14 protein-coding genes are annotated in these 20,543 nt (G+C 62.8%); 5 read left to right on the forward strand and 9 right to left on the reverse strand.

Annotation, left to right across the window (positions count from 1 at the left end):
* Positions 1–62: 62 nt before the first annotated feature.
* Entirely contained in the window at positions 63–1,664 is a 1,602-nt protein-coding gene (locus tag LHU53_RS10055) for a GMC family oxidoreductase (RefSeq protein WP_227332514.1), read from the reverse strand.
* Between the two features lie 143 nt (positions 1,665–1,807).
* On the opposite strand from LHU53_RS10055, the gene LHU53_RS10060 reads away from it, so the two are divergent.
* Positions 1,808–2,917: a serine/threonine protein kinase gene (locus LHU53_RS10060; protein ID WP_370632269.1), complete on the forward strand. Its 1,110-nt coding sequence runs from the start codon at positions 1,808–1,810 to the stop codon at positions 2,915–2,917.
* 23 nt (positions 2,918–2,940) lie between these two features.
* Here LHU53_RS10060 and LHU53_RS10065 read toward each other — a convergent pair whose 3' ends face one another.
* Together LHU53_RS10065 and LHU53_RS10070 are read right to left on the reverse strand one after the other, a co-directional pair.
* On the reverse strand, positions 2,941–3,372 hold the full coding sequence (locus LHU53_RS10065; protein ID WP_227332516.1) for an Hsp20/alpha crystallin family protein: 432 nt from the start codon (positions 3,370–3,372) through the stop codon (positions 2,941–2,943).
* 157 nt (positions 3,373–3,529) lie between these two features.
* The gene (locus LHU53_RS10070) at positions 3,530–3,973 is read right to left on the reverse strand and encodes an FKBP-type peptidyl-prolyl cis-trans isomerase (RefSeq protein ID WP_227332517.1); all 444 of its coding nucleotides are present in this window, start codon (positions 3,971–3,973) and stop codon (positions 3,530–3,532) included.
* Positions 3,974–4,046: 73 nt separating this feature from the next.
* On the opposite strand from LHU53_RS10070, the gene LHU53_RS10075 reads away from it, so the two are divergent.
* The gene (locus LHU53_RS10075; RefSeq protein ID WP_227332518.1) at positions 4,047–5,561 is read left to right on the forward strand and encodes a bifunctional aminoglycoside phosphotransferase/ATP-binding protein; all 1,515 of its coding nucleotides are present in this window, start codon (positions 4,047–4,049) and stop codon (positions 5,559–5,561) included.
* Between the two features lie 128 nt (positions 5,562–5,689).
* Here the strand turns inward: LHU53_RS10075 and htpG are convergent, their stop codons facing one another.
* From htpG to LHU53_RS10100, 5 genes are all read right to left on the reverse strand, one after another.
* Positions 5,690–7,690, reverse strand: a complete 2,001-nt coding sequence (htpG, locus tag LHU53_RS10080) for a molecular chaperone HtpG (RefSeq protein ID WP_227332519.1) — start codon at positions 7,688–7,690, stop codon at positions 5,690–5,692.
* A gap of 242 nt (positions 7,691–7,932) precedes the next feature.
* Positions 7,933–10,128 (reverse strand): TRAP transporter permease, encoded by a 2,196-nt coding sequence (locus LHU53_RS10085; protein WP_227332520.1) that lies wholly within the window; start codon positions 10,126–10,128, stop codon positions 7,933–7,935.
* An 84-nt stretch (positions 10,129–10,212) separates the two neighbouring features.
* Positions 10,213–11,166, reverse strand: coding sequence for a TAXI family TRAP transporter solute-binding subunit (locus LHU53_RS10090; RefSeq protein WP_227332521.1), 954 nt, complete (start codon positions 11,164–11,166; stop codon positions 10,213–10,215).
* Between the two features lie 127 nt (positions 11,167–11,293).
* Entirely contained in the window at positions 11,294–12,193 is a 900-nt protein-coding gene (locus LHU53_RS10095; protein WP_227332522.1) for a D-amino acid aminotransferase, read from the reverse strand.
* A gap of 35 nt (positions 12,194–12,228) precedes the next feature.
* Positions 12,229–13,164, reverse strand: coding sequence for a DMT family transporter (locus LHU53_RS10100; protein ID WP_227332523.1), 936 nt, complete (start codon positions 13,162–13,164; stop codon positions 12,229–12,231).
* A 183-nt stretch (positions 13,165–13,347) separates the two neighbouring features.
* On the opposite strand from LHU53_RS10100, the gene LHU53_RS10105 reads away from it, so the two are divergent.
* The 3 genes from LHU53_RS10105 to LHU53_RS10115 all read left to right on the forward strand — a co-directional run bounded on the left by LHU53_RS10105 (position 13,348) and on the right by LHU53_RS10115 (position 16,514).
* Positions 13,348–13,566, forward strand: coding sequence for a glycine zipper 2TM domain-containing protein (locus LHU53_RS10105; protein WP_227332524.1), 219 nt, complete (start codon positions 13,348–13,350; stop codon positions 13,564–13,566).
* Positions 13,567–13,691: 125 nt separating this feature from the next.
* Positions 13,692–14,165: a hypothetical protein gene (locus LHU53_RS10110; protein WP_227332525.1), complete on the forward strand. Its 474-nt coding sequence runs from the start codon at positions 13,692–13,694 to the stop codon at positions 14,163–14,165.
* A 501-nt stretch (positions 14,166–14,666) separates the two neighbouring features.
* Positions 14,667–16,514: a phosphoenolpyruvate carboxykinase (GTP) gene (locus LHU53_RS10115; protein ID WP_227332526.1), complete on the forward strand. Its 1,848-nt coding sequence runs from the start codon at positions 14,667–14,669 to the stop codon at positions 16,512–16,514.
* A 525-nt stretch (positions 16,515–17,039) separates the two neighbouring features.
* Here LHU53_RS10115 and LHU53_RS10120 read toward each other — a convergent pair.
* Positions 17,040–20,513, reverse strand: a complete 3,474-nt coding sequence (locus tag LHU53_RS10120; RefSeq protein ID WP_227332527.1) for a DEAD/DEAH box helicase — start codon at positions 20,511–20,513, stop codon at positions 17,040–17,042.
* Positions 20,514–20,543 lie beyond the last annotated feature (30 nt).

Here is a 20,543-nt window from a genome sequence, read left to right on the forward strand (position 1 = left end):
CGGTGCTAAGCAAGTCCTAGAAAAATGCTAAAAATTTCCTAAACCTCCGTTGTGCGTCGGATTCAGGGCGGCTGGTGTTGCGACGCCTTGATCATGTCAGCCGCTTTCTCGGCAATCATCATCACCGGCGCGTTGGTGTTGCCGCTGACGATGCACGGCATGATGGACGCGTCCACCACGCGCAGGCCCTGGATGCCGCGCACGCGCAATTGCGCGTCCACCACGTCTTGATCGGTGTTGCCCATGCGGCAGGTGCCCACCGGGTGGTAGATGGAGTCGGCGTGGTCGCGGATCACCTGCTCGATCTGCTCATCGGTCTGCGCAATCGCCGTGGTGGCCAGTTCGCGCCCGCCAAACTTGGCCAGGGCGGGTTGTTTCAGGATGCCGCGCATCAGTTTGAAGCCGCGAATCAGGCGGTCCATGTCGTCGCGGTGGCTCAAGAAGTCGGGGTCGATCAACGGCAGCGCCATCGGGTCCTTGCTGGCCAGTTGCAGGCTGCCTTGACTCTTGGGGCGCAGCAGGCACACGTGGCATGACAGGCCATGCCCCCAAGTGAGCGTGCGGCCATGGTTGATGAGCTTGCCAATGACAAAGTGCAGTTGCAGGTCGGGCGTGGCCTCACCGGGCTGGCTCTTGATGAAGCCGCCAGCCTCGGCAAAGTTGGTGGTGAGTTTGCCGGTGCGGTGCTGGCGCCACTGCATCACACCCTTCAGGGTATCGATGCCACCCGCCACCGACAGGCCAAACAGCTCGGTGTTGTTAGGTACATGCACCACTTGCACCACATCAGGGTGGTCATGCAGATGCTGGCCGACGCCGGGCAGATCGTGCTGGGTGGCGATGCCTTTGTCCACCAGATGGGCATGCGGACCAATACCCGAGAGCATCAGGATTTGCGGCGACTGGATGGCCCCGGCGCAGAGCAGCACTTCGCGCTGGCAGTTGAGCTGTTTGAGCTGCCCGTCCTGCACAAACTCCACCCCCACGGCGCGTTTTTTTTCCAGCAGGATGCGCGTGACCTGGGCGCCGGTGAACACCTGCAGGTTCGGGCGCTTCAACGCTGGCGTCAGGTAAGCCTTGGCGGCGCTGCAGCGCTCGCCTTTCTTGTGGGTCACCTGGTACTGGCCCACACCTTCCTGGCTGGCGCCGTTGAAGTCCGGGTTGATCTTGAAGCCAGCTTGCGCGCCCGCCTGCACAAACCGCAGGCCAAACGGGTTGGGGCTGTGCAAATCCATCACATTGAGCGGGCCGCCCGTGCCGTGAAAGGCGTCGGCACCGCGCTCGTTGTGTTCGGATTTCTTGAAGTAGGGCAACACATCGGCCCAGCCCCAGCCCGGGTTGCCCAGCGCGGCCCAATGGTCGTAGTCCTGCCGCTGGCCGCGGATGTAACACATGGCATTGATCGAACTGGAGCCGCCCAGCACCTTGCCACGCGGCTGGTAGCCGCGGCGCCCGTTCAGGCCGGGTTGCGGCACCGTGTTCATGCCCCAGCCCGCCAGACTGAACTTGGCCATCACCGCCAGCCCGGCCGGGCAGTGGATCAGCACGCTGCGGTCGGGCGGCCCGGCTTCCAGCAGCGCCACGGTGATGTCGGGGTTTTCTGACAGGCGCGCGGCCAGCACGCAGCCCGCCGAGCCGCCGCCGATGATGAGGTAGTCAAACATGAAGTTCTCTCCGGGCACGGCCTGGCGCCAGGTCTGGAGCCGGGTCGAGGTGCCTGACAGGCAGGTTAGCGCAAATCTCCCAGGGCTTTTAGAGGCTGCCCCCAAGCGCCAGGGGCGCGCGCGCTTTCGGGCATGATGGCGGGGTGAATACCTCCTCTACATCTCCTTTTTTGACGGCCAGCGCGACCGCGGGCCACCCCTACCAGGCGCTGACCCCCGACGTGGTGCAGGACGCGCTGGCCAGCATCGGCCTGTATGGCGATGGTCGCCAGATGGCGCTCAACTCCTATGAAAACCGCGTCTATCAGCTGCACCTGGAAGATGGCCGGCTGGTGGTGGCCAAGTTTTACCGCCCCGAGCGCTGGAGCGAGGCGCAGATTCTGGAAGAACACGCCTTTTCAGCCGAACTGATGGCCGCTGAGATCCCGGTGATCGGGCCGATGGTGGTGCAGGGCCAGACCTTGCACCACTTTGGCGGCTTTGCGTTCAGCGTCAGCCCCAGCCGGGGTGGCCGGGGGCCCGAGCTGGACGACCCGGATGTGCTGGAATGGATCGGCCGGTTTCTGGCGCGCATCCATACCGTGGGGGAAGCCAAGCCGTTTGCCGTGCGCCCTGCGCTGGATGTGCACACCTTTGGCATCGAGCCGCGCGAGTGGCTGCTGGCCCACGATAAGGTGCCGCTGGATGTGTTGTCCACCTGGGAAAAGGCCTCGGCCCGCGCACTGGCGTTGATGGCATCCAGCCCCTTGGGGGTTAACGCCGGTGGTCAAACAGGCCTGAAAGCCCTGGCCCGCGATGACGAAAGCGACGACGAGCCCGACAGTGCGCTACGCTGCCTGCGCCTGCACGGCGACTGCCACCCGGGCAACATCTTGTGGACGCCGCTGGACGCGCCAGCCAGCAGCTTGCCCGGCCCGCATTTTGTCGATCTGGACGACGCGCGCATGGGCCCGGCGGTGCAAGACCTGTGGATGCTGCTCAGCGGGGACCGCGCCCAGCGCACCCGGCAACTGGGCGCGCTGGTGGATGGTTATGAGCAGTTCCGCCCGTTTGACCGGCGCGAGTTGGCGCTGATCGAGCCGCTACGCACGCTGCGCCTGATCCACTACAGCGCCTGGCTGGCGCGGCGCTGGGATGACCCGATCTTTGCCATCAACTTCCCGTGGTTCGGCTCCAGCGACTACTGGCAAGGCCAGGTGCAGATGCTGCAAGAACAGATCGAAGCCCTACAGGAAGAGCCGCTGGTGGTGTAACACCGTGCCAGCGGGCGCTGCGTTCACTCGATGGTGAGTTTTTGCGCCAGATTGGCGGCCAGCTTCTTGGGCAGCGTCAGGGTCAGCACACCGTTCTCGAACTTGGCTTTGGCCTGTGCCTGTTCAATGTCCATCGGCAACTGGAAGCTGCGTGACACCTCGCCAAAATAGCGCTCGCTGCGCAGCACGGTGTCGTTGTCGCCGGTGCTGTCTTGCTGTTTCACCTCGGCCTGCAGGGTGACCAAGTTGCCATCGACCGACACGTGAATGTCCTCTTTGGGCACGCCCGGAATTTCAGCGTGGACGGTGTACGCGTCTTTGGATTCCTTGACATCCACCTTGATCTGCGCGGGCGTGGGCAGCGGGTCGCCGTGCAGGGGCCGGACATAAAAGGCAGGCGCAATGTCGCGGAAAAAATCGTTCAAAAGATAGCTGCGGTTGGCTAAAGCGCTCATTTGGATTCTCCTGGAAGGTTGGCAACATTCTGAAAACCCGCCGCGAAAGCGCCACGGGCTTCCACTGCTGCAAATGAGGTGAATCCGCCTGTTTTTCAAGACCTTGCAGCAAGCACGTACGTGCTTGTACGCAGGGCCTGTGCGCAGCCGCAGCGGTTTATTGGCCGTTGATGCCCAGCAGCTCCACCTCAAACAGCAGCGTGGCGTTGGGCGGGATCACGCCACCGGCGCCCCGGGCACCGTAGGCGATGGCTGCCGGGCAGGTGAGCTTGGCTTGGCCGCCCACCTTCATGCGCTGCACCCCTTCGGTCCAGCATTTGATGACGTTGCCCAGCGGGAATTCAATGGCCTGGTTGCGTTTGTAGGAGCTGTCAAATTCGCGCCCGTCCGGGAAGGTGCCGCGGTAGTTGACCTTGACCACATCGCTGGCCTTGGGGTTGGCGCCGGTGCCGTCTTTGAGCGAGCGGTACACCAGCCCGCTGGGGGTGACCACGGCACCCGCCTCTTTGGCGGCCGCATCCAGCACCGCATCCGCGGCCCAGGCGGTGGACAAGGTGCTCAAAACCGTGGCGAGGAGGGTGGTGCGGAAAACTGTGTTCATGGGTTGGATGAGGTGGGTGGTGACTAGGCGGCCATTGTCGCCGCCGGGCGCTGGCTCTGGCATCATGTCTGGCATGAAGCCCACCCAGCCGCCCATGATCACCGCCCTGCTGGCGCCGCAGCGCTACCCGGGCGAGGTGGCGCGGGTCGAGCTGGTCGAGACCCACATCTCCTGGGTGTTGCTGGCCGGGGACTTTGCCTACAAGCTTAAAAAGCCGGTCAAGCTGCCTTTTCTGGACTTCAGCACGCTTGCCCTGCGGCATCAGGCTTGTCTGGATGAGTTGCGGCTGAACCGCCGCCTGGCGCCTGAGATTTATCTGGACGTGTTGCCGCTGCTTGGCACGCCGCAGGGTCCGCAATGGGCGACGGCGGGTGCGGCAGGCGAGGTGATCGACTACGCGGTGCGCATGCGCCGCTTTGATGAGGCCGGGCGGCTGGACCGCGTCTGCCAGCGCGGCGAGCTGCGCCCGGCGCATCTGTCCGATCTGGCCGCCACGCTGGCCGCTTTCCACGCCGCAGCCGCCAGTGCGCCGCCCGATTCACGTTTTGGCGAACCCGCGCAGGTGCTCGCGCCCATGCTGGACAACGTCACCGACCTGCAACGCATGCTGCACCCCAACGCGGGTGACGAGGTGGCGCTGCGACTGGCCCGGCTGGAAGCCTGGACCCAATCGCAATTCACCCAGCTGGCGCCCCTGTTGCGCACGCGCAAGCGTGATGGCCGGGTGCGCGAATGCCACGGTGACCTGCACCTGGCCAACCTGGTGCTGATCCATGGCCGGGTGCGCCTGTTTGACTGCCTCGAATTCAACGAAGACCTGCGTTGGATCGACGTGACCAGCGACATCGCCTTCACCTACATCGACCTGCTGGAGCACGCCCAGCCGGGGCTGGCCAACTGGTTCGCCGACCAAGTGATCAGCCACAGCGGCGACGATCAGGCCGCGCTGCTGCTGCGTTTTTACGCGGTGTACCGCTGCCTGGTGCGCGCCAAGGTGGCGGCCATCCGCGCCAACCAGAGACACACCGACACGGCCGAGGTGCTGGCCGACATCGCGCTGGCCGAGCGCCTGGTCGCGCCCCAGCCGCTGCAACTCACCCTCACCCACGGGCTGGCGGGCTGCGGCAAAACCTGGCTCACCGACCGCTGGCTGCAAAGCGATACCCAGCCGCCCACGCTGCGCCTGCGTGCTGACGTGCAGCGCAAGCGCCTGTTCGGCCTAGCCCCCAACGCGCGCACCGGCGCGGGCGTGAATGCGGGCATCTACACCCCCGAGGCGCACGCACTCACCTACGCCCACCTGCGCGAGGTGGCGGCCAGCTGGCTGCGTGCGGGCTGGTCGGTGATCGTGGACGCCACCTTTCTGCGGCGCACCGACCGCGATGCGTTTCATGCGCTGGCGCAGGACGTTGGCGCTGGCTTTGCCATCCTGGCGCCGCAGGCCACCCCGGAGCAGCTGCGCCAACGCATCAGCAGCCGCCAAACACAAGGTCAGGACGCCTCTGAGGCCACGCTGGCGGTGCTGGCGCAACAGCAGCGCGAGTTGGAGCCGCTGGGGGTGGATGAGCTGTTGTGGGTCAGGCGTTGACCCCGTCGTCGTGAGGCACGGCAAAAAAAAGCCCCGCCAGTCAGTGACCGGCGGGGCTGGGCTGATGGAAGAGCGAACTCTTCAATCGCTATCAGCCACCTCGCTGAGAGGCTGATGTCTCTCGTCAATCACGCCAGCAGCGCATTCACCCGCTTCACATATGCCGCCGGGTCTTCCGGCAGGCCGCCTTCGGCCAGCAGCGCCTGGTCGAACAGGATGTGGGCCAGATCGTTGAAGTGCACCGAGCCCTCGAGCTTTTTCACCAGCGCGTGTTCGGCATTGACTTCCAGTACTGGCTTGGTTTCCGGTGCGGTCTGGCCAGCTTGCTTCAACATGCGGGCCAGCTGGGTGCTCATGCCGTGCTCTTGCACCACCAGGCAAGCGGGCGAATCGACCAGACGGGTGGTCACGCGCACGTCTTCGGCCTTGTCTTTCAGGGCTTCCTTGAGCTTGGCCAGCAGCGGTTTGAAGGCTTCAGCGGCTTCTTCGGCGGCTTTTTTCTCGGTTTCGTCTTGCAGTTTGCCCAGGTCCACCGCGCCCTTGGCCACGCTTTGCAGCGGCGTGCCGTCAAACTCGTACAGGTAGTTCAGCGCCCACTCGTCCACGCGGTCGGTCATCAGCAGCACTTCAATGCCCTTCTTCTTGAACACTTCCAGTTGCGGGCTGTTCTTGGCGGCGGCCAGGGTGTCGGCGGTGATGTAGTAAATGGCCTCCTGGCCCTCTTTCATGCGCGCCTTGTAGTCGGCAAAACTCACCGACACGGTGTCGGTGGTGCTGCTGGCAAAACGCAGCAGCTTGGCAATGCGCTCCTTGTTGCCAAAGTCTTCGCCCAGGCCTTCTTTGAGCACGGCGCCAAATTCCTTGTAGAACTTGGTGTACTTGCCCGCGTTGGCTTCAGCCTCGGCTTTTTCTTCGGCAGTTTGCACATCGGTCACGCCATCGGCAGACGCAGCAGCTTCGGGCAGCTTGTCGTGTTTGGCCAGGTCTTCCAGCATGCCCAGCACACGTTTGGTGCAGCCTTCGCGGATGGCTTTCACGTCGCGGCTTTCCTGAAGCAACTCGCGGCTCACGTTCAGCGGCAGGTCGGATGAATCGACCACGCCTTTGACGAAGCGCAGGTAGGTCGGCATCAGGTTGTCGGCGTCGTCCATGATGAAAACGCGCTTGACGTAGAGCTTGACGCCCGCCGATTTTTCGCGGTTGTACAGGTCAAACGGCGCTTTGCCGGGGATGTACAGCAGCTGGGTGTACTCGGTGCTGCCTTCCACGCGGTTGTGGGTGTAGGCCAGCGGCGCCTCGGCGTCGTGGCTGATCTGTTTGTAAAACTCGTTGTACTCGTCGGACGTGATGTCTTTTTTGGCGCGCGACCAGATGGCGTTGGCCTTGTTGACGGTTTCCCACTCGCCGGTCTTGACCATGCCACCGGGTTGGCGGCCACCGTTTTCGTCCGATGGGTTGATCAGCTCGCCGTCTTTCCACTCTTCCTTTTCCATCAAGATGGGCAGGCTGATGTGGTCGGAGTACTTGTTGATGATGCTCTTGATCTTCCAGGCGCTGGCGTATTCCAATGCGTCGTCACGCAGGTGCAGGATCACGCTGGTGCCACGCTCGGCGCGCTCCATCGGCTCCACCTCGAAGTTGCCAGCGCCACCGCTGACCCAGCGCACACCTTCGGCAGCGGGCAGCCCGGCGCGGCGTGATTCCACCGTGATCTTGTCCGCCACGATGAAGCCCGAGTAAAAGCCCACGCCAAACTGGCCGATCAGCTGGCCTTGCTGGGAAGCATTGGCCTTCTGATCACCGGTGAGCTTGCTCATGAAGTCTTTGGTGCCGCTCTTGGCGATGGTGCCCAGATGCTCCACCGCTTCGATCTCGCTCATGCCGATGCCGTTGTCGGTGATGGTCAGCGTTTTGGCGTCCTTGTCAAAGGTGACCTTGACCTTGAGTTCGGAATCGGACTCGTACAACGCGGTGTTGTTGATGGCTTCAAAACGCAGCTTGTCGCAGGCGTCGGACGCGTTGGAGACCAGCTCGCGCAGGAAAATTTCCTTGTTGGAGTACAGCGAGTGGGTGACCAGGTGCAGCAGTTGCGCCACTTCGGCCTGGAAGGAAAGGGTTTGTTTGCTCATGGGGTTAGCGGTGTTCTCAAAGCATTAAAAAAACCAGCACGCCGGGCGGCTGGCACGCAAGCGGGGTAGCAGTTGTGGGCGATCCCGGCAAATTCAAGGGCCTCGCCGGGTTTTCTCTGGCCGTGGCCTGGCCTATGACGCTACCGGGCGCAGGCTGGGTACCAACGTGCGTGCCCAGTCTGGGCGAGTTGACTCAAAAAATAGCGGGCAGCCCTTTGTGCCAAAGGGCTGCCGCCTGATTTTTATGTGCCACTGGCCAAGGGCGACTCGCGCCAACTCTTGAGCTGGCGCAACACCACTGGCACCACCATCGCCACGCCGATCAAGGTCGCGGTCAGGCTGGGTGCCACCATCAGCAGCGCGGCGGCAATACACAGCGCCTGCTCCCAGCGTTTCATCTCGACCAGGAAGAACTTGGAGAACGCCATGGCCAGGAAGGTGATGCCCAGCACACAGCCGATAAAGGTCACGCTGAAGTCATACCAGGTGAAGCCTTTGGCCACCAGGATCAGTGACGGCGAGAACACAAACACAAATGGCACCAGCGCCTTGGCAATGCCCAGTCGGAACGCGGTGTTGCCGGTCTTGAACGGGTCGCTGCCCGCCATACCCGCCGCCGCATAAGCCGCCAGCGCCACCGGCGGCGTGATGTCGGCCAGCACACCGTAATAAAACACAAAGAAGTGCGCCACCAGCGGCTCCACGCCCAGCTGCACCAGCGTGGGCGCGGCCACCGTCACCATGATGATGTAGTTGGCGGTGGTGGGAATCCCGGCGCCCATCAAAATACAGACACCCGCCGTCATCACCAGCGCGGCCAGCAGGGTGAGTGACTGGAAGGCGACCAGGTAGCTGGGGATGATGGTGGCCAAGCCTCCGGCAATGGCCTGCGCCGCGCCGGTGATGATGAAGCTGATCTTGAAGCCCACGCCAGTCAGCGTGACGACACCGATCACGATGCCCACCGTGGCTGCTGCCGCACCCACGGCCAGCGCGTATTTGGCACCGGTCTCAAAGGCTTCCACCAGCACGGACGGTTCAATCCGGCCGCGGATTTTGAGCACGCGCATCATCACCCACGTCACCAACACGCTGCCTGCAAAGATGCTCAGCTTGACCATCTCGTCCAGGTTGGTGAAGGCAATGCCCATCAGCGCCAGGTGCAATACCACCATCAGGCCCCAGTTTTTGGGTGTGTTGCCGCGCACCGAGGTGGTCAGGCCGACGATGGCACACGAGGTGATGCCAACAAACGCCGCCAGATACGGCGTGCGCCCGCTGACCAGGATGCTGATCAGCAAAAACAGCGGGATCAGGGTGGGCCAGCGCATCTTCAGGCTCTGGCGCAGCTTGGGCATTTCTTCCTCGGTCAGCCCGCGCAGGCCGTAGCGTTTGGCCTCAAAGTGCACCTGCATGAACACGCCAAAGAAGTGCATGAAGGCCGGCACGATGGCGGCGGTGATGATGGTCTGGTAAGGCAGGCCCAGGAATTCGATCATCAAAAACGCCGCGGCACCCAGCACCGGCGGCGTGATCTGACCGCCGGTGGAGGCGGCCGCTTCCACGGCCCCGGCAAATTCGCGCTTGTAACCGACGCGGATCATCGCCGGAATGGTGAGCGACCCGACCGTGACCGCATTGGCCACGGAGGAACCTGACAACATGCCAAACATGGCCGAGCCAAACACACTCACCTTGGCCGGGCCACCGGCGTAACGCCCGGCGACGCTCGACGCAATGTCCAGAAACAGTTGCCCCAGCCCGATGCGGGTGGCCATCACGCCAAACAGCACAAAGTGAAACACGTAGGTGGCCACCACCCCGACCGCCACGCCGTAGATGCCCTGGCTGGTGAGGTACTGGTGGTTGATGAACTGGCTCCAGCTGGCCCCGGCGTGCTGCAACAGCCCTGGAAAATGCTGACCAAACAGCGAATAAGCGGTGAAACTCAGCGCAATCACCGGCAGCGGCCAGCCCATGCTGCGCCGCGTGGCCTCCAGCAGCGCCACAAATAACATGCTGCCAAACAGCACGTCATAGGTGTCCGGGTTGCCGATCCGAAACGCCAGGTCGTCAAAGGTGTAGGGGATGTACAGCACCGCAGCGGCCACGCATATGCCTAGCACCCAGTCGTACAGCGGAATGCCGCCCGGCGTGGCCAGGCGGTTATGCACCTGACGGTGTTCAGTGGCCTTGCTGGCGGAAAACACCAAAAAGATCAGCCCCAGCACAAACGCCAGGTGCACGCCGCGGTGCGTGGTTTCGCGCAGCAGGCCAAACCCGGCGGTGTAGTAGTGAAAACAGCTGAGCAGAATCAGCAGCCACTTGATCAACACCGTGGCGGGCGGCACCGAGGGGCGAAACCGCATCTCGGGATCGAATTTTTCCTCCATGGCCAGGAGTTGCTTGTCATCGGGCAGGGTGGTGGCTTGGCTCATGCTTGTTTTTCTGGTGGCTTCCAAAACGACAACGGGCGGAAAACCTGTTCCGCCCGCCCTGGTTCAATCCGTGTTGGCTGAAAATTATTTCAGCACACCGGCTTCTTTGTAGAACTTCTCGGCACCCGGGTGGTACGGAATGCCCACGCCTTGCACAGCGTTTTGCAGCGTGATGTATTTGCCCTTGGCATGGCCAGCGGCCAGGGTTTTCTGGGCAGCCTCAGAGTACAGCGCCTTGGTGATCTGGTACACGGTTTCGGTGTCCACCTTGTCGCTGGTCACCAGTTGGGCACCCAGCGCCAGGGTTTTCACGGCGGGCACACCCTTGTAGGTGTCGGCCGGGATCGAATCCACCGCAAAGAAGCTGCTAGATTTGCGCAGGCTCTCCGCTTGTGGGCCGTCAATCGGCAGCAACTCGATACCGCCACCGGCGGTGGCCAACTCGGCAATCGCGCCGGCCGGGGCGCCACCGGTGAAGAAGAAGGCGTCGAGCGCGCCGTCTTTCATCTTGTCGCCAGCCTGATTGGGCTTGATGTACTCGGGCTTGATATCAGACTCTTTGATGCCGTAGGCCGCCAGCACCAGGCGGGCGTTGATCAGCGTGCCGGAGCCGGGTTCGTCCAGCGCCACACGTTTGCCTTTCAGGTCGGCAATGCTCTTGAGGCCGGCGCCTTTTTTCACCACCACGTGGATGCTCTCGGGGTACAGGTTGGCAATCATGCGCAGACCGGTGATCTTGGGCTTGCCTTCAAAAATGCCGGTGCCGGTTTGCGCCCAGGTGGCCACGTCCGACTGGCTGAAACCTGCTTCCATGGCGCCACCGGCCACACCCGTCACATTCGCCAGCGAGCCGTTGCTGGCTTGCGCGGTGGCGATGATCTTGCCGGGCTGCGACACCGCGTTGGCGATCATGCCGCCCACGGGGTAATAGGTGCCAGCGGTGCCGCCAGTGCCGATGCGGAAAAACTGTTGCGCGCTGGCGGTGCCAACGAGCGCGGCAGAGGCCACAACGGCGGCTGCAAGGAATTTCAGTTTCATGGGTCGCTCCAGAGGATTGAAAAAAGTGACAGGAAAGGGCTGTCGGGACGAAAGTGGCAGTTTACCCTTGCGCGGGGGGCTCTTTGATTGCGGAAAACACGGGTGGTGGCGTGTTTTTTTTCAGCGCTCAGGTGGGCGCAACCGCCTGTGCCAGCGCCTTGGCCTGCTGGTAACCTGCGTAGAGCTTGGCATACACCGGACCGGGCAGGCCATTGCCCACGGGCTGACCGTCCAGCAAGGTCACGGGCAGCACCTCCTTGGTGGCCGACGACAACAGCAATTCATCTGCGGCCAGCACCTCGGCGCGGCTGATGCGCCGCAGCTCAAACGGAATGCCTTGGGCCTGGCAGATGTCTTCGATCAGGCCATAACGGATGCCTTCGAGCACCAGGTTGTCCTTGGGCGTGCCCAGAACCCGGCCGTTTTTCACCACCCAGACATTGCAGGCGGCGGCTTCGCTCAAAAAACCGTCGCGGAACATGATGGTTTCGATGGCGCCCACGTCAAAGCTGATCTGGCGCGCAAACACCGCACCCAGCAGGCTGGTGGCCTTGATGTGCGCCTTTTCCCAGCGGAAGTCGTCGGCGGTGACACAGGCCACGCCTTGGTCGCGTTGCGCTGCGCTGGGCGGCTTCATGCCGTTGGTCAACACAAACACGGTAGGGGTGAGGCCCTCGGGCATCACATGGTCGCGCATGGCCACGCCACGGCTGATCTGGATGTAGATCAGTTGATCGCCACTGGGCTCGCCAGATCCTGCGTAAGCGTCGTAGTCAGTGATCAATCTGGCGGCTATGTCAGCCCATTGGGCGCGTGTGAAGGGGTTGTGGATGCGCAGCTCTTTCAGGCTGCGCTCCAGCCGGGCCATGTGCTGCTCAAAGCGGAACAACTTCCCGGCGTACACCGGCACCACCTCGTACACGCCGTCGCCAAAGATGAAGCCGCGGTCCATCACGCTGATCTTGGCGTTGGGCAGGGTGGTGAATTCACCGTTGAGGTAACAGGGCAAGGCAGGTAGGGTGTTCATAAGCAGGTCGGGTCAGGTTGCAATGGGCTGGCAGTTTACGCCCCGGCACGTGCTTGATCGGGCCGCCGTGGTCCACCGCGCAAACTCACCAGCATCACACCTGCCAGCACCAACAGCGCGCCCATCACAAAACTGGGCTCCAGCGGCTCACCCAGCAGCCACACACCAAACCCCATGCCAAACAGCGGTGTCAAAAAGGAAAACACCCCCAGCCGTGAAGCCAGGTAATGCCGCAGCAACCAGAACCAGGCCAAAAAGCTGGCAAACGACACGATCACCGACTGAAACACCAGGCTGGCCCAGACCATGGGTGTGAAGTGGATACCGGTTTGCCCCAAAGCCAGCGCGGCCAGCATCAGCAGCACAAACGCGCCAACCAGTTGGTAGAGCAAGGTTTGTGAAGCCGACGCGCTGGCCAGGCGCGAGCAGCGCACGACCACCGTGGTGGCGGCCCATGCCATGCCTGCCAGCAACGCCAGCGCGTCGCCCCACAGCGCATCCGTTGTCGGTCCGGTCCCGCTGGCGGCTTGCTGGCGGCCAAAAAAGGTCAGCACGATGCCCGCAAAAGCCAGGCCAATACCCAGCCACTGCACCCCGTTGAGCCGCTCGGCGGGCAGTTTTACGTGCAGGCCCAACGCCGCAAAAATGGGTGCGGTGTACAAAAACACCACCGCATGCGACGCTGAGGTGTGGCGCAGCCCTTCACCCACCAGCAAAAATTCCAGCGCAAACAAACCACCCACCCACAGGCCCGCGGGCAAGGTGCCGTCGGTGATGGACATGCGTTCCTTGCGCCACCCCATGAACAGCCCCACCAGCAGCGCCGCCACCCCGGAGCGCAGACCAATCTGCATGATGGGCGCAATGTTGTGGGCGGTGGCTTTCAGCACCACTTGCTGCACGCCCCACAGCAGGCACAACAGCAGCATCAGGGAAGAGGCGCGCGCATCCAGCGCTTGGCGGGTGGTCATCGGGCAGGTCCGGGTTGCAGGGTCAAGGGGGTCGATGATAGGGACAGGTCGGCGTGGCTTGCTCAATTGTTGGAATGTGTTTTTAAACCCTGGTGGCGAAACATCTGGAAACACCCGGACATCAAACCACCAAACGGCTCTGGGATGATGACCACCTTCACAACACTAAAAAGAGGTCTCAGCATGAAAGCTTCCGTCAAATCCGTGACAAGCGTCGTTGGCTTGTCGGTTTTACTCGCGCTGGGTGGCTGTGCCAACCTGTCGCACCGTGACCGCAACGTGATTTCTGGCGCAGGCATTGGCGCTGTGGCGGGTGCGGTGCTCACCGGTGGCAGTTCTGTTGGCACGGTGGGTGGTGCCGCAGTGGGTGGTGTGATTGGCAACCAGATCGGTCGCCGGTAAGCCCATCGTCGCGCTCCGGGGCATGGTGGCCGCACGGGCCACTGCCGCTGGCAGCCCACTTCGGGGTTAGTATGCGGCGTCCAAATGCCCGGCTCCCGGGTGTTGCCACCCCTTGATCGCCACCCGTGACTGACTTACCCGACAAAATCCAAGAACCCCGCCTGTGGCGCCACGACGGCTGGACCGCTCAGGTCATCAAGAATGAAGATGACGACGGCTGGGCCGTGGCCATGACGCCCGACGGCGCGGCCGAGCCCGCGTTGATCGGCCCGTGGACCATGGGCCGCGACAAAAAGAACCCGAAGCCGCTGGACGGCAACGCCTTCAGCACCCTGCTCAAAACCGCCCGTGAATTTGTGCGTCGCAGCGAGCAGCAGTTGCACGCCACGCTGCACCAAAGCATCACGGTGACGCACGGCGTCGAACGTGTCACCGTGCGCCTGGACATCACGCCCGATGACGACCACCCCTGGGCTGTGTTGAGCGCCACGGACGACGGTGACGAACTGCTGGCGCAAGTGCGCGTAGCACCCGCTTTCAAGCTCAACCGAGCCAGCGCGCTGAGGTGGGTGGAAGCTGGGTTTGCCAGACCAGCGTAGTGGCGCGGCGTGCGCTGCGCTCGCCATCCCCGCCATGACCGCTGGGCATGCCCCAGCCGCGCATCAAACTTCTTCTTGACCACGTCCACCGCGGTAGCCACCGCGCTGCCCGCATCGGCCGCGTGCAGCGCATCGTTGATGCCGTCACCCATGCAGCCCACCACGTGGCTGGTTGTCTGCAGCGCCAATGTGGTGGTTTTTGGGCGGGCATCAAGGGCATGGCACCGCCCTGCTGTCTGTCGTTCAGCAGGGCCGTTGTTGTGTCAGGCCGGGCGCTATTTCCTGACATGAAAAAGTGCTAGCTTTGGCGGGCTTGATTGCCATCCTTTTGATTCAGCGCAAATCCGTACAGTACCAAGTGGTTGACTTGTATCAAGATAATGTTATCGGGATAATAGTTAATTATTCATTACCGTCATCAATCGTCCGTGACCTGAAGCCGAACCAGGGTTTGTGCGCCAGGACCACCGTCAAAGTTTTTTAACTGCAAGGAGTCGTTCAATGAGTGGCAAGCCCGTCGGTTACCCGGCAAATGTGAGCAACGAGAAACTTCTGACTTGGGTCAGTGAGATGGCCGAACTGTGCAAACCTGACCGCGTGGTGTGGTGTGATGGTTCGCAAGAGGAGTACGACCGTTTGTGTGAGGAGATGGTGGCCGCAGGCACCTTCATCCGTCTCAATCCCGACAAACGCCCCAACAGCTTCCTCGCCCGCACCCATCCCTCGGATGTGGCCCGTGTCGAAGAGCGCACCTTCATCTGCTCCGCCACCAAAGACGAAGCTGGCCCCACCAACAACTGGGCTGACCCGGCTGAGATGCGTGCGACGCTGAAGAATGTCTTCACCAACTGCATGACCGGGCGCACCATGTATGTGATCCCGTTCAGCATGGGGCCGCTGGGCTCGCCGATTGCCAAGATTGGCGTGCAAATCAGCGACAGCGCCTATGTGGTGGCCAATATGCGCATCATGACGCGTATGGGCGCCCAGGTGTTGGACGTGCTGGGCAACGGCGCCTTCATCCCGTGTATGCACTCGGTCGGCGCACCGCTGGCTCCGGGTCAAAAAGACTCGACCTGGCCGTGTGAGCCCGATATCGCCAAAAAGTACATTGCCCATTTCCCCGACACCACCGAGATCTGGTCGTATGGCTCGGGTTACGGTGGCAACGCGCTGCTGGGCAAAAAATGCCTGGCCCTGCGTATTGCCTCGGCCATCGCCCGCAAGGAAGGCTGGCTGGCCGAGCACATGCTGATCTCAGGCCTGGAGTCCCCTGAAGGCAAAAAAACCTATATCGCCGCGGCGTTCCCCAGCGCGTGTGGCAAGACCAACCTGGCCATGCTGCGCCCACCCAAGGGCATGGAAGGATGGAAGGTCACCACCGTGGGTGACGACATCGCCTGGATCAAAAAAGGCCCTGACGGCACCCTGCGCGCCATCAACCCTGAGGCCGGTTTCTTTGGCGTGGCCCCGGGCACCAACTACTCGTCCAACGCCAACGCCATGTTGACCATGACGAAGAACTCGATCTTCTCCAACGTGGCACTGACCGACGACGGTGATGTGTGGTGGGAAGGCATGGACGGCGAGCCACCGACCCATTGCATCGACTGGCAAGGCAAAGACTGGACCCCTGGCTGTGGCCGCCCGGCGGCGCATGCCAACTCACGCTTCACCGCGCCTGCCAGCCAATGCCCCTCGATTGACCCCGACTGGGAAAACCCCGCCGGGGTGCCCGTGGCCGCCTTCATCTTTGGTGGCCGTGCCAGCAAGGAAATGCCGCTGGTGTTCCAGTCCTTCAACTGGGCGCACGGCGTTTACCTGGCCGCCACCATGGGCTCGGAAGCCACGGCGGCCGCCATTGGTGTGGTGGCCACGCGGCGTGACCCGATGGCCATGCTGCCGTTCTGTGGCTACAACATGGCCGACTACTTCACCCATTGGCTCAATGTGGGGCGCAACGTCAGCAACCCACCACGCATCTTCCGAGTCAACTGGTTCCGCAAGGATGATGCCGGCAAGTTCATCTGGCCTGGTTTTGGTGACAACCTGCGGGTGCTGAAGTGGATTGCCGGGCGCGTGCATGGTCAAGGCAGTGCCGTGGAAAGCCCGATTGGCTGGATGCCGCGCTTTGAAGACATCGACTGGACCGGCCTGGACTTCCCCCAGGACAAGTTCTACGACCTGATGGCTGTGGGCCGCGAAGCTGGTACTGCCGAAGCGCACGCCCACGAGGAACTGTTCGACCGCTTCCGCGACCGTCTGCCCAAAGAGTTCACTTTTGAGCGCGAGTTGCTGCGCTCGCGTTTGTGGCGCTCGCCCGACCGTTGGGAACTGGCGCACGAGTAAGTGTTGATTGACCCCCGGGCGTACTGCGGGGGGTGCATTTGAAGAATCCGGCGAGTTTTTGACTCGCCGTTTTTTTTGGGCTGACATGTCAGGCAGGGATGCAGACGGTCAAACGCATGCCTTTGCTCGGTCAGGTGGCGTTGTGGGGATCTGGGTACGCCAGGACTCAGGACGACGCGGCACTCAGCTCCGCGGCTGTCCCCCGGCCCTGCGGGCCTCCTCCTTGATGCCGCTACGCTGAATGCCACGCCGTCCTGAGTCAGCCAACATGGTGCGACGATTGAGGAATTCATACCGGGCCCGCCCACACCGCTGGCGACCGATGAGAGTGGGGTGAATGGTGCAGCGGCATCAAGGAGGAGCCCACGCCAGTGGGCGGGGGACAGCCGCGGAAGCATTCGCCCCGCTTTCATCGGTCATCACCCAGAGAGGTAGACGACGTCCAGGCAACAGCGCCTCGGTGACACGTCGAATTGCCGCGGCTTTTATCTGGAAGTCTGTCAGCGGCCAACTGAAATTGCGTCTTCAGCCCGACAGCGGCTTAAGCAACTCCGCCAAATCACTCTCGCTAAACAGCGGCTGTTTGCGCCCCACCGAGCCGCTGTACATGCTGTCGGCCAGTGAGGCTTTGCGCTCTTGCAGCGCCAGGATGCGTTCCTCGATGGTGCCTTGGGCCACCAGTTTGACAACCCACACACTTTGCGTCTGGCCGATGCGGTGGGCGCGGTCGGTGGCCTGGGCTTCCACCGCCGGGTTCCACCAGGGATCAAAATGGATCACGGTGTCGGCCTGGGGCAGGTTCAGGCCGGTGCCACCGGCTTTCAAGCTGATTAAAAACAGCGGCACCGCGCCGTTGGTGAACTGGCTGATGATCTCGTCGCGCTTCTGGCTCTGGCCGGTGAGTTTGACCCACTTCAGATCCCGCTTTTTGAGTTCCGCTTCGATCAGGGTCAGCATGCTGGTGAACTGCGAGAACAGCAAAATGCGCCGCCCCTCGGCCAGCATCTCGGGCAGCAACTCCATCAGCTGCTCAAGTTTGGCTGAGGTTTTGACTTTTTTGGCGGCGTCGAGCTTGAGCAAGTGCGGGTCGCAGCAGACCTGACGTAATTTCAGCAGCGCGTCCAGGATGGTGATTTGTGACTTGGCCAAACCCTTGGTACTCAGCGCCTCGCGCACGGTTTTCTCCATGCCGAGGCGGATGGTTTCGTACAGGTCGGCCTGTTTTCCAGCCAGCTCCACGCGCATCACGGTCTCGACCTTGGGCGGCAACTCATGTGCCACCAGCGCCTTGGTGCGGCGCAGCATGAACGGGGTGACGCGCGCGCGTAATTGCTGCAGTGCCTCGGGGTCACCCTGTTTTTCGATCGGGTGGCGAAACAGCTCGGTAAAACGTTTCTGGCTGCCCAGAGACCCCGGCATCAAGAAGTGGAACAGGCTCCATAACTCACCCAGGTTGTTTTCCATCGGTGTGCCTGAGAGGCACAGCCGGTGCCGGGTGCTCAGTTCGGCCACCACCTGGGCGGCCTGGGTGGCGGCGTTTTTGATGTTCTGCGCCTCGTCCAGCACCACCAGGTGCCATTGGCCTTGTAACCAGCCTTCGCGGTCACGCGGCAGCAGCGAATACGGGGCGATAACGATGTCGTGCTCATGGGTGCTGCCACTGACCTCGTGGCGGTCCGCACCGTGGATCACCAGGCAACGCAGGCCGGGGCAAAAGCGCTCGGCCTCGCGGCGCCAGTTGCCCATCAGGCTCACCGGCGCAATGATCAGCGCGGGGGCAGTCAGGCGGCCAGCGTCTTTTTCGATCTGGATGTGGGCCAGGGTTTGCAGGGTTTTGCCCAGGCCCATGTCGTCGGCCAGGATGCCCGCCAGGCCGTACGTGCGCAAAAACTGCAACCAGTTCACGCCCTGCTGCTGATAGGGGCGCAGCGTGGCTTGTACGCTGGCCGGGATGCTCACCTGCGGCAACTCAGTGCGGCCGCTCAAGCGTTGTACCAGCTCGCGCAGCTGTTGGGCGCCGTCCCACACCGCGCCTTCGCCCAGCGCGGCGGTGGTGCGCATCGCGTCCAGGCGCGAGAGTTTGAGGCTCTCACCCGTGAAGTCGTGGGTGTTGTCCCCCACCAGCTCCAGCAGCGCGCCAAGCCAGGGTTTGAGGTTGTCGGTCGGCAGGCGGATGAAGCCGCCTTCGGGCTTGGGCAGGTAAACAAAGGGCGGCAGATCGGGCAGGCCGGTGGTGGCATCCCGCGGGCTCAAAGCGGCGGTGCTGATCAAGGTGGGCAGCAGTGGCAGGATGTTGTGGCGCTGGCCGTTGATCTCCATGCCCAAGCTCAGGTCAAACCAGGGTGAGGTGGCCTCGTCGTCACCCTGCGCTTGTATGTCCACATCCAGGGCGCTGGCGTGGCTGATCCAGTGGTTCAAGCTCTCGTCGAGCGTGATCTCGAACCCTGCCTCGCGCAGCGGCGCGTAGTCGCTGTCGACCAATTGCAGCCAGCGCTGTTGTGATGTATTGCCGGGAATACCAAAACCACCGTGGCCCTGGCTGGCAAAACCCCAGTCGCGCAGGCGCACGATGGCTTCCAGCTCACTTTGGGGGTCGCGCTGCAGCATGACGCGGCCTTGCGGGCCGTCCACCAGCACGGTGTTGCCCTGGCCCACCCACCAGCCTCGGTAACCGGCGTAGTCAAAACTCAGGTGCATCAGCATCAGGCCCTCAACACGCACCAGGTCTGGCGGCACTGCTTGCAGGTACAGGCAGGCTTTTGGGGTGATGTTTTTCAGCCTAGGCAGTTGCTCCAGCACCGGCGGCGGTGGCACCGGGCCAAGCTGAGCCATCAACTCAGGCTGGTACTTTTTGAGCGACTCGGCTTTGAGCGGCGGGGTTTTGAGCAACACCGCAATCTGGCCCAGGCTCATGCCTTGCAGGTCCACCAGGCCGCAGCGACCATTGACACTGTCCAGGTACAGCGGCGGGTTGTTCAGGCACAGCTTGGCCTGGCCGTCGCCGAGTTTGGCGCGCAGGGCCCAGCCCGCGCGGTGGTTGATGTTCTGGCCCACCTCAAACCACTCCCAGGTCAGGGTGAGTGGCTCGCCCCATAACACCGGTGTGCCGGGCTGGCTGGGGGGCACCAGCACATACAGGCGGCCGGTGCTGGCGGTTTTTTCCAGAATCTGCAGACCGTATTTGCCCTCGGGCGTGATTTTGTTGCGGGCGCTGTAGCTGTAGTAGTACTGGATCGAGCTGCCCGGCATGGCACGCATGAGCTGCAGCACATCGTGGTCGGTGTCGCTGGCCTGGTCGTAAATCGGCTGGCCGCGCTCGGGCTGGAACTTCATCGCCTTGGCGCGTGACCAGCCACCGCTGACCTTGGGGTAGGCGATGACCACCTCCAGGCTCAGTTGCGGGCTCGGGCCTTGCGGGTTGAGGACGGACAGCAGGTACAAAAACTGCTCGGGTCGCTCTGCCGGGGCACCGGAGCGGCTGGGTTTGGGCAGTGTCGGCAGCGCACTGGTGGTATGGCTGGCGGTGCGGGACAGTTCACCCAGCCAGCGGATCAGCTGGTTGTCGGCCTCCAGTTGTTCGGCCGCCTGATGGCGTGCCACATCGGCCAGGCGCTGGGCTTCGCGTTGTTCCGGGGTGCTGGCGGTATCGGCGCTGTTGCTGTTTTCCAGCAGCAGTTTGCCCCGGTAGGCCGCCTTGATCATCAGCGCCACCGCGTGTTTGCACTGGTAACCCACAGGGCAGGTGCAGTCGCTGTCCCAGCTGCGCAGCTGGCCGCCTGCGCCCAGGCTGAGTTCCACCTCCACCTGGTAGGGCTCGTGCTGGCTGCCTTGCACCTCGCCCTCCAGCAGCCAGTGTTTCTGGACGGGGGTGATGCTCAGGCTTTGCACCTTCTGGTTGCGGTACAGGTCCAGCGCCCGGCCATACACCGCGGCACTCGCACGCTGCGCCAGCGAGGCGAGGTCGAGCCAGAGTCCCTGGGGAGCGTTTGTGTGAGGCATAAAATTGGCCTCTAGCCCTTGTCTATAAAG

The organism is Rhodoferax sp. U2-2l, from assembly GCF_020594515.1.
Lineage (GTDB): Bacteria > Pseudomonadota > Gammaproteobacteria > Burkholderiales > Burkholderiaceae_C > Rhodoferax.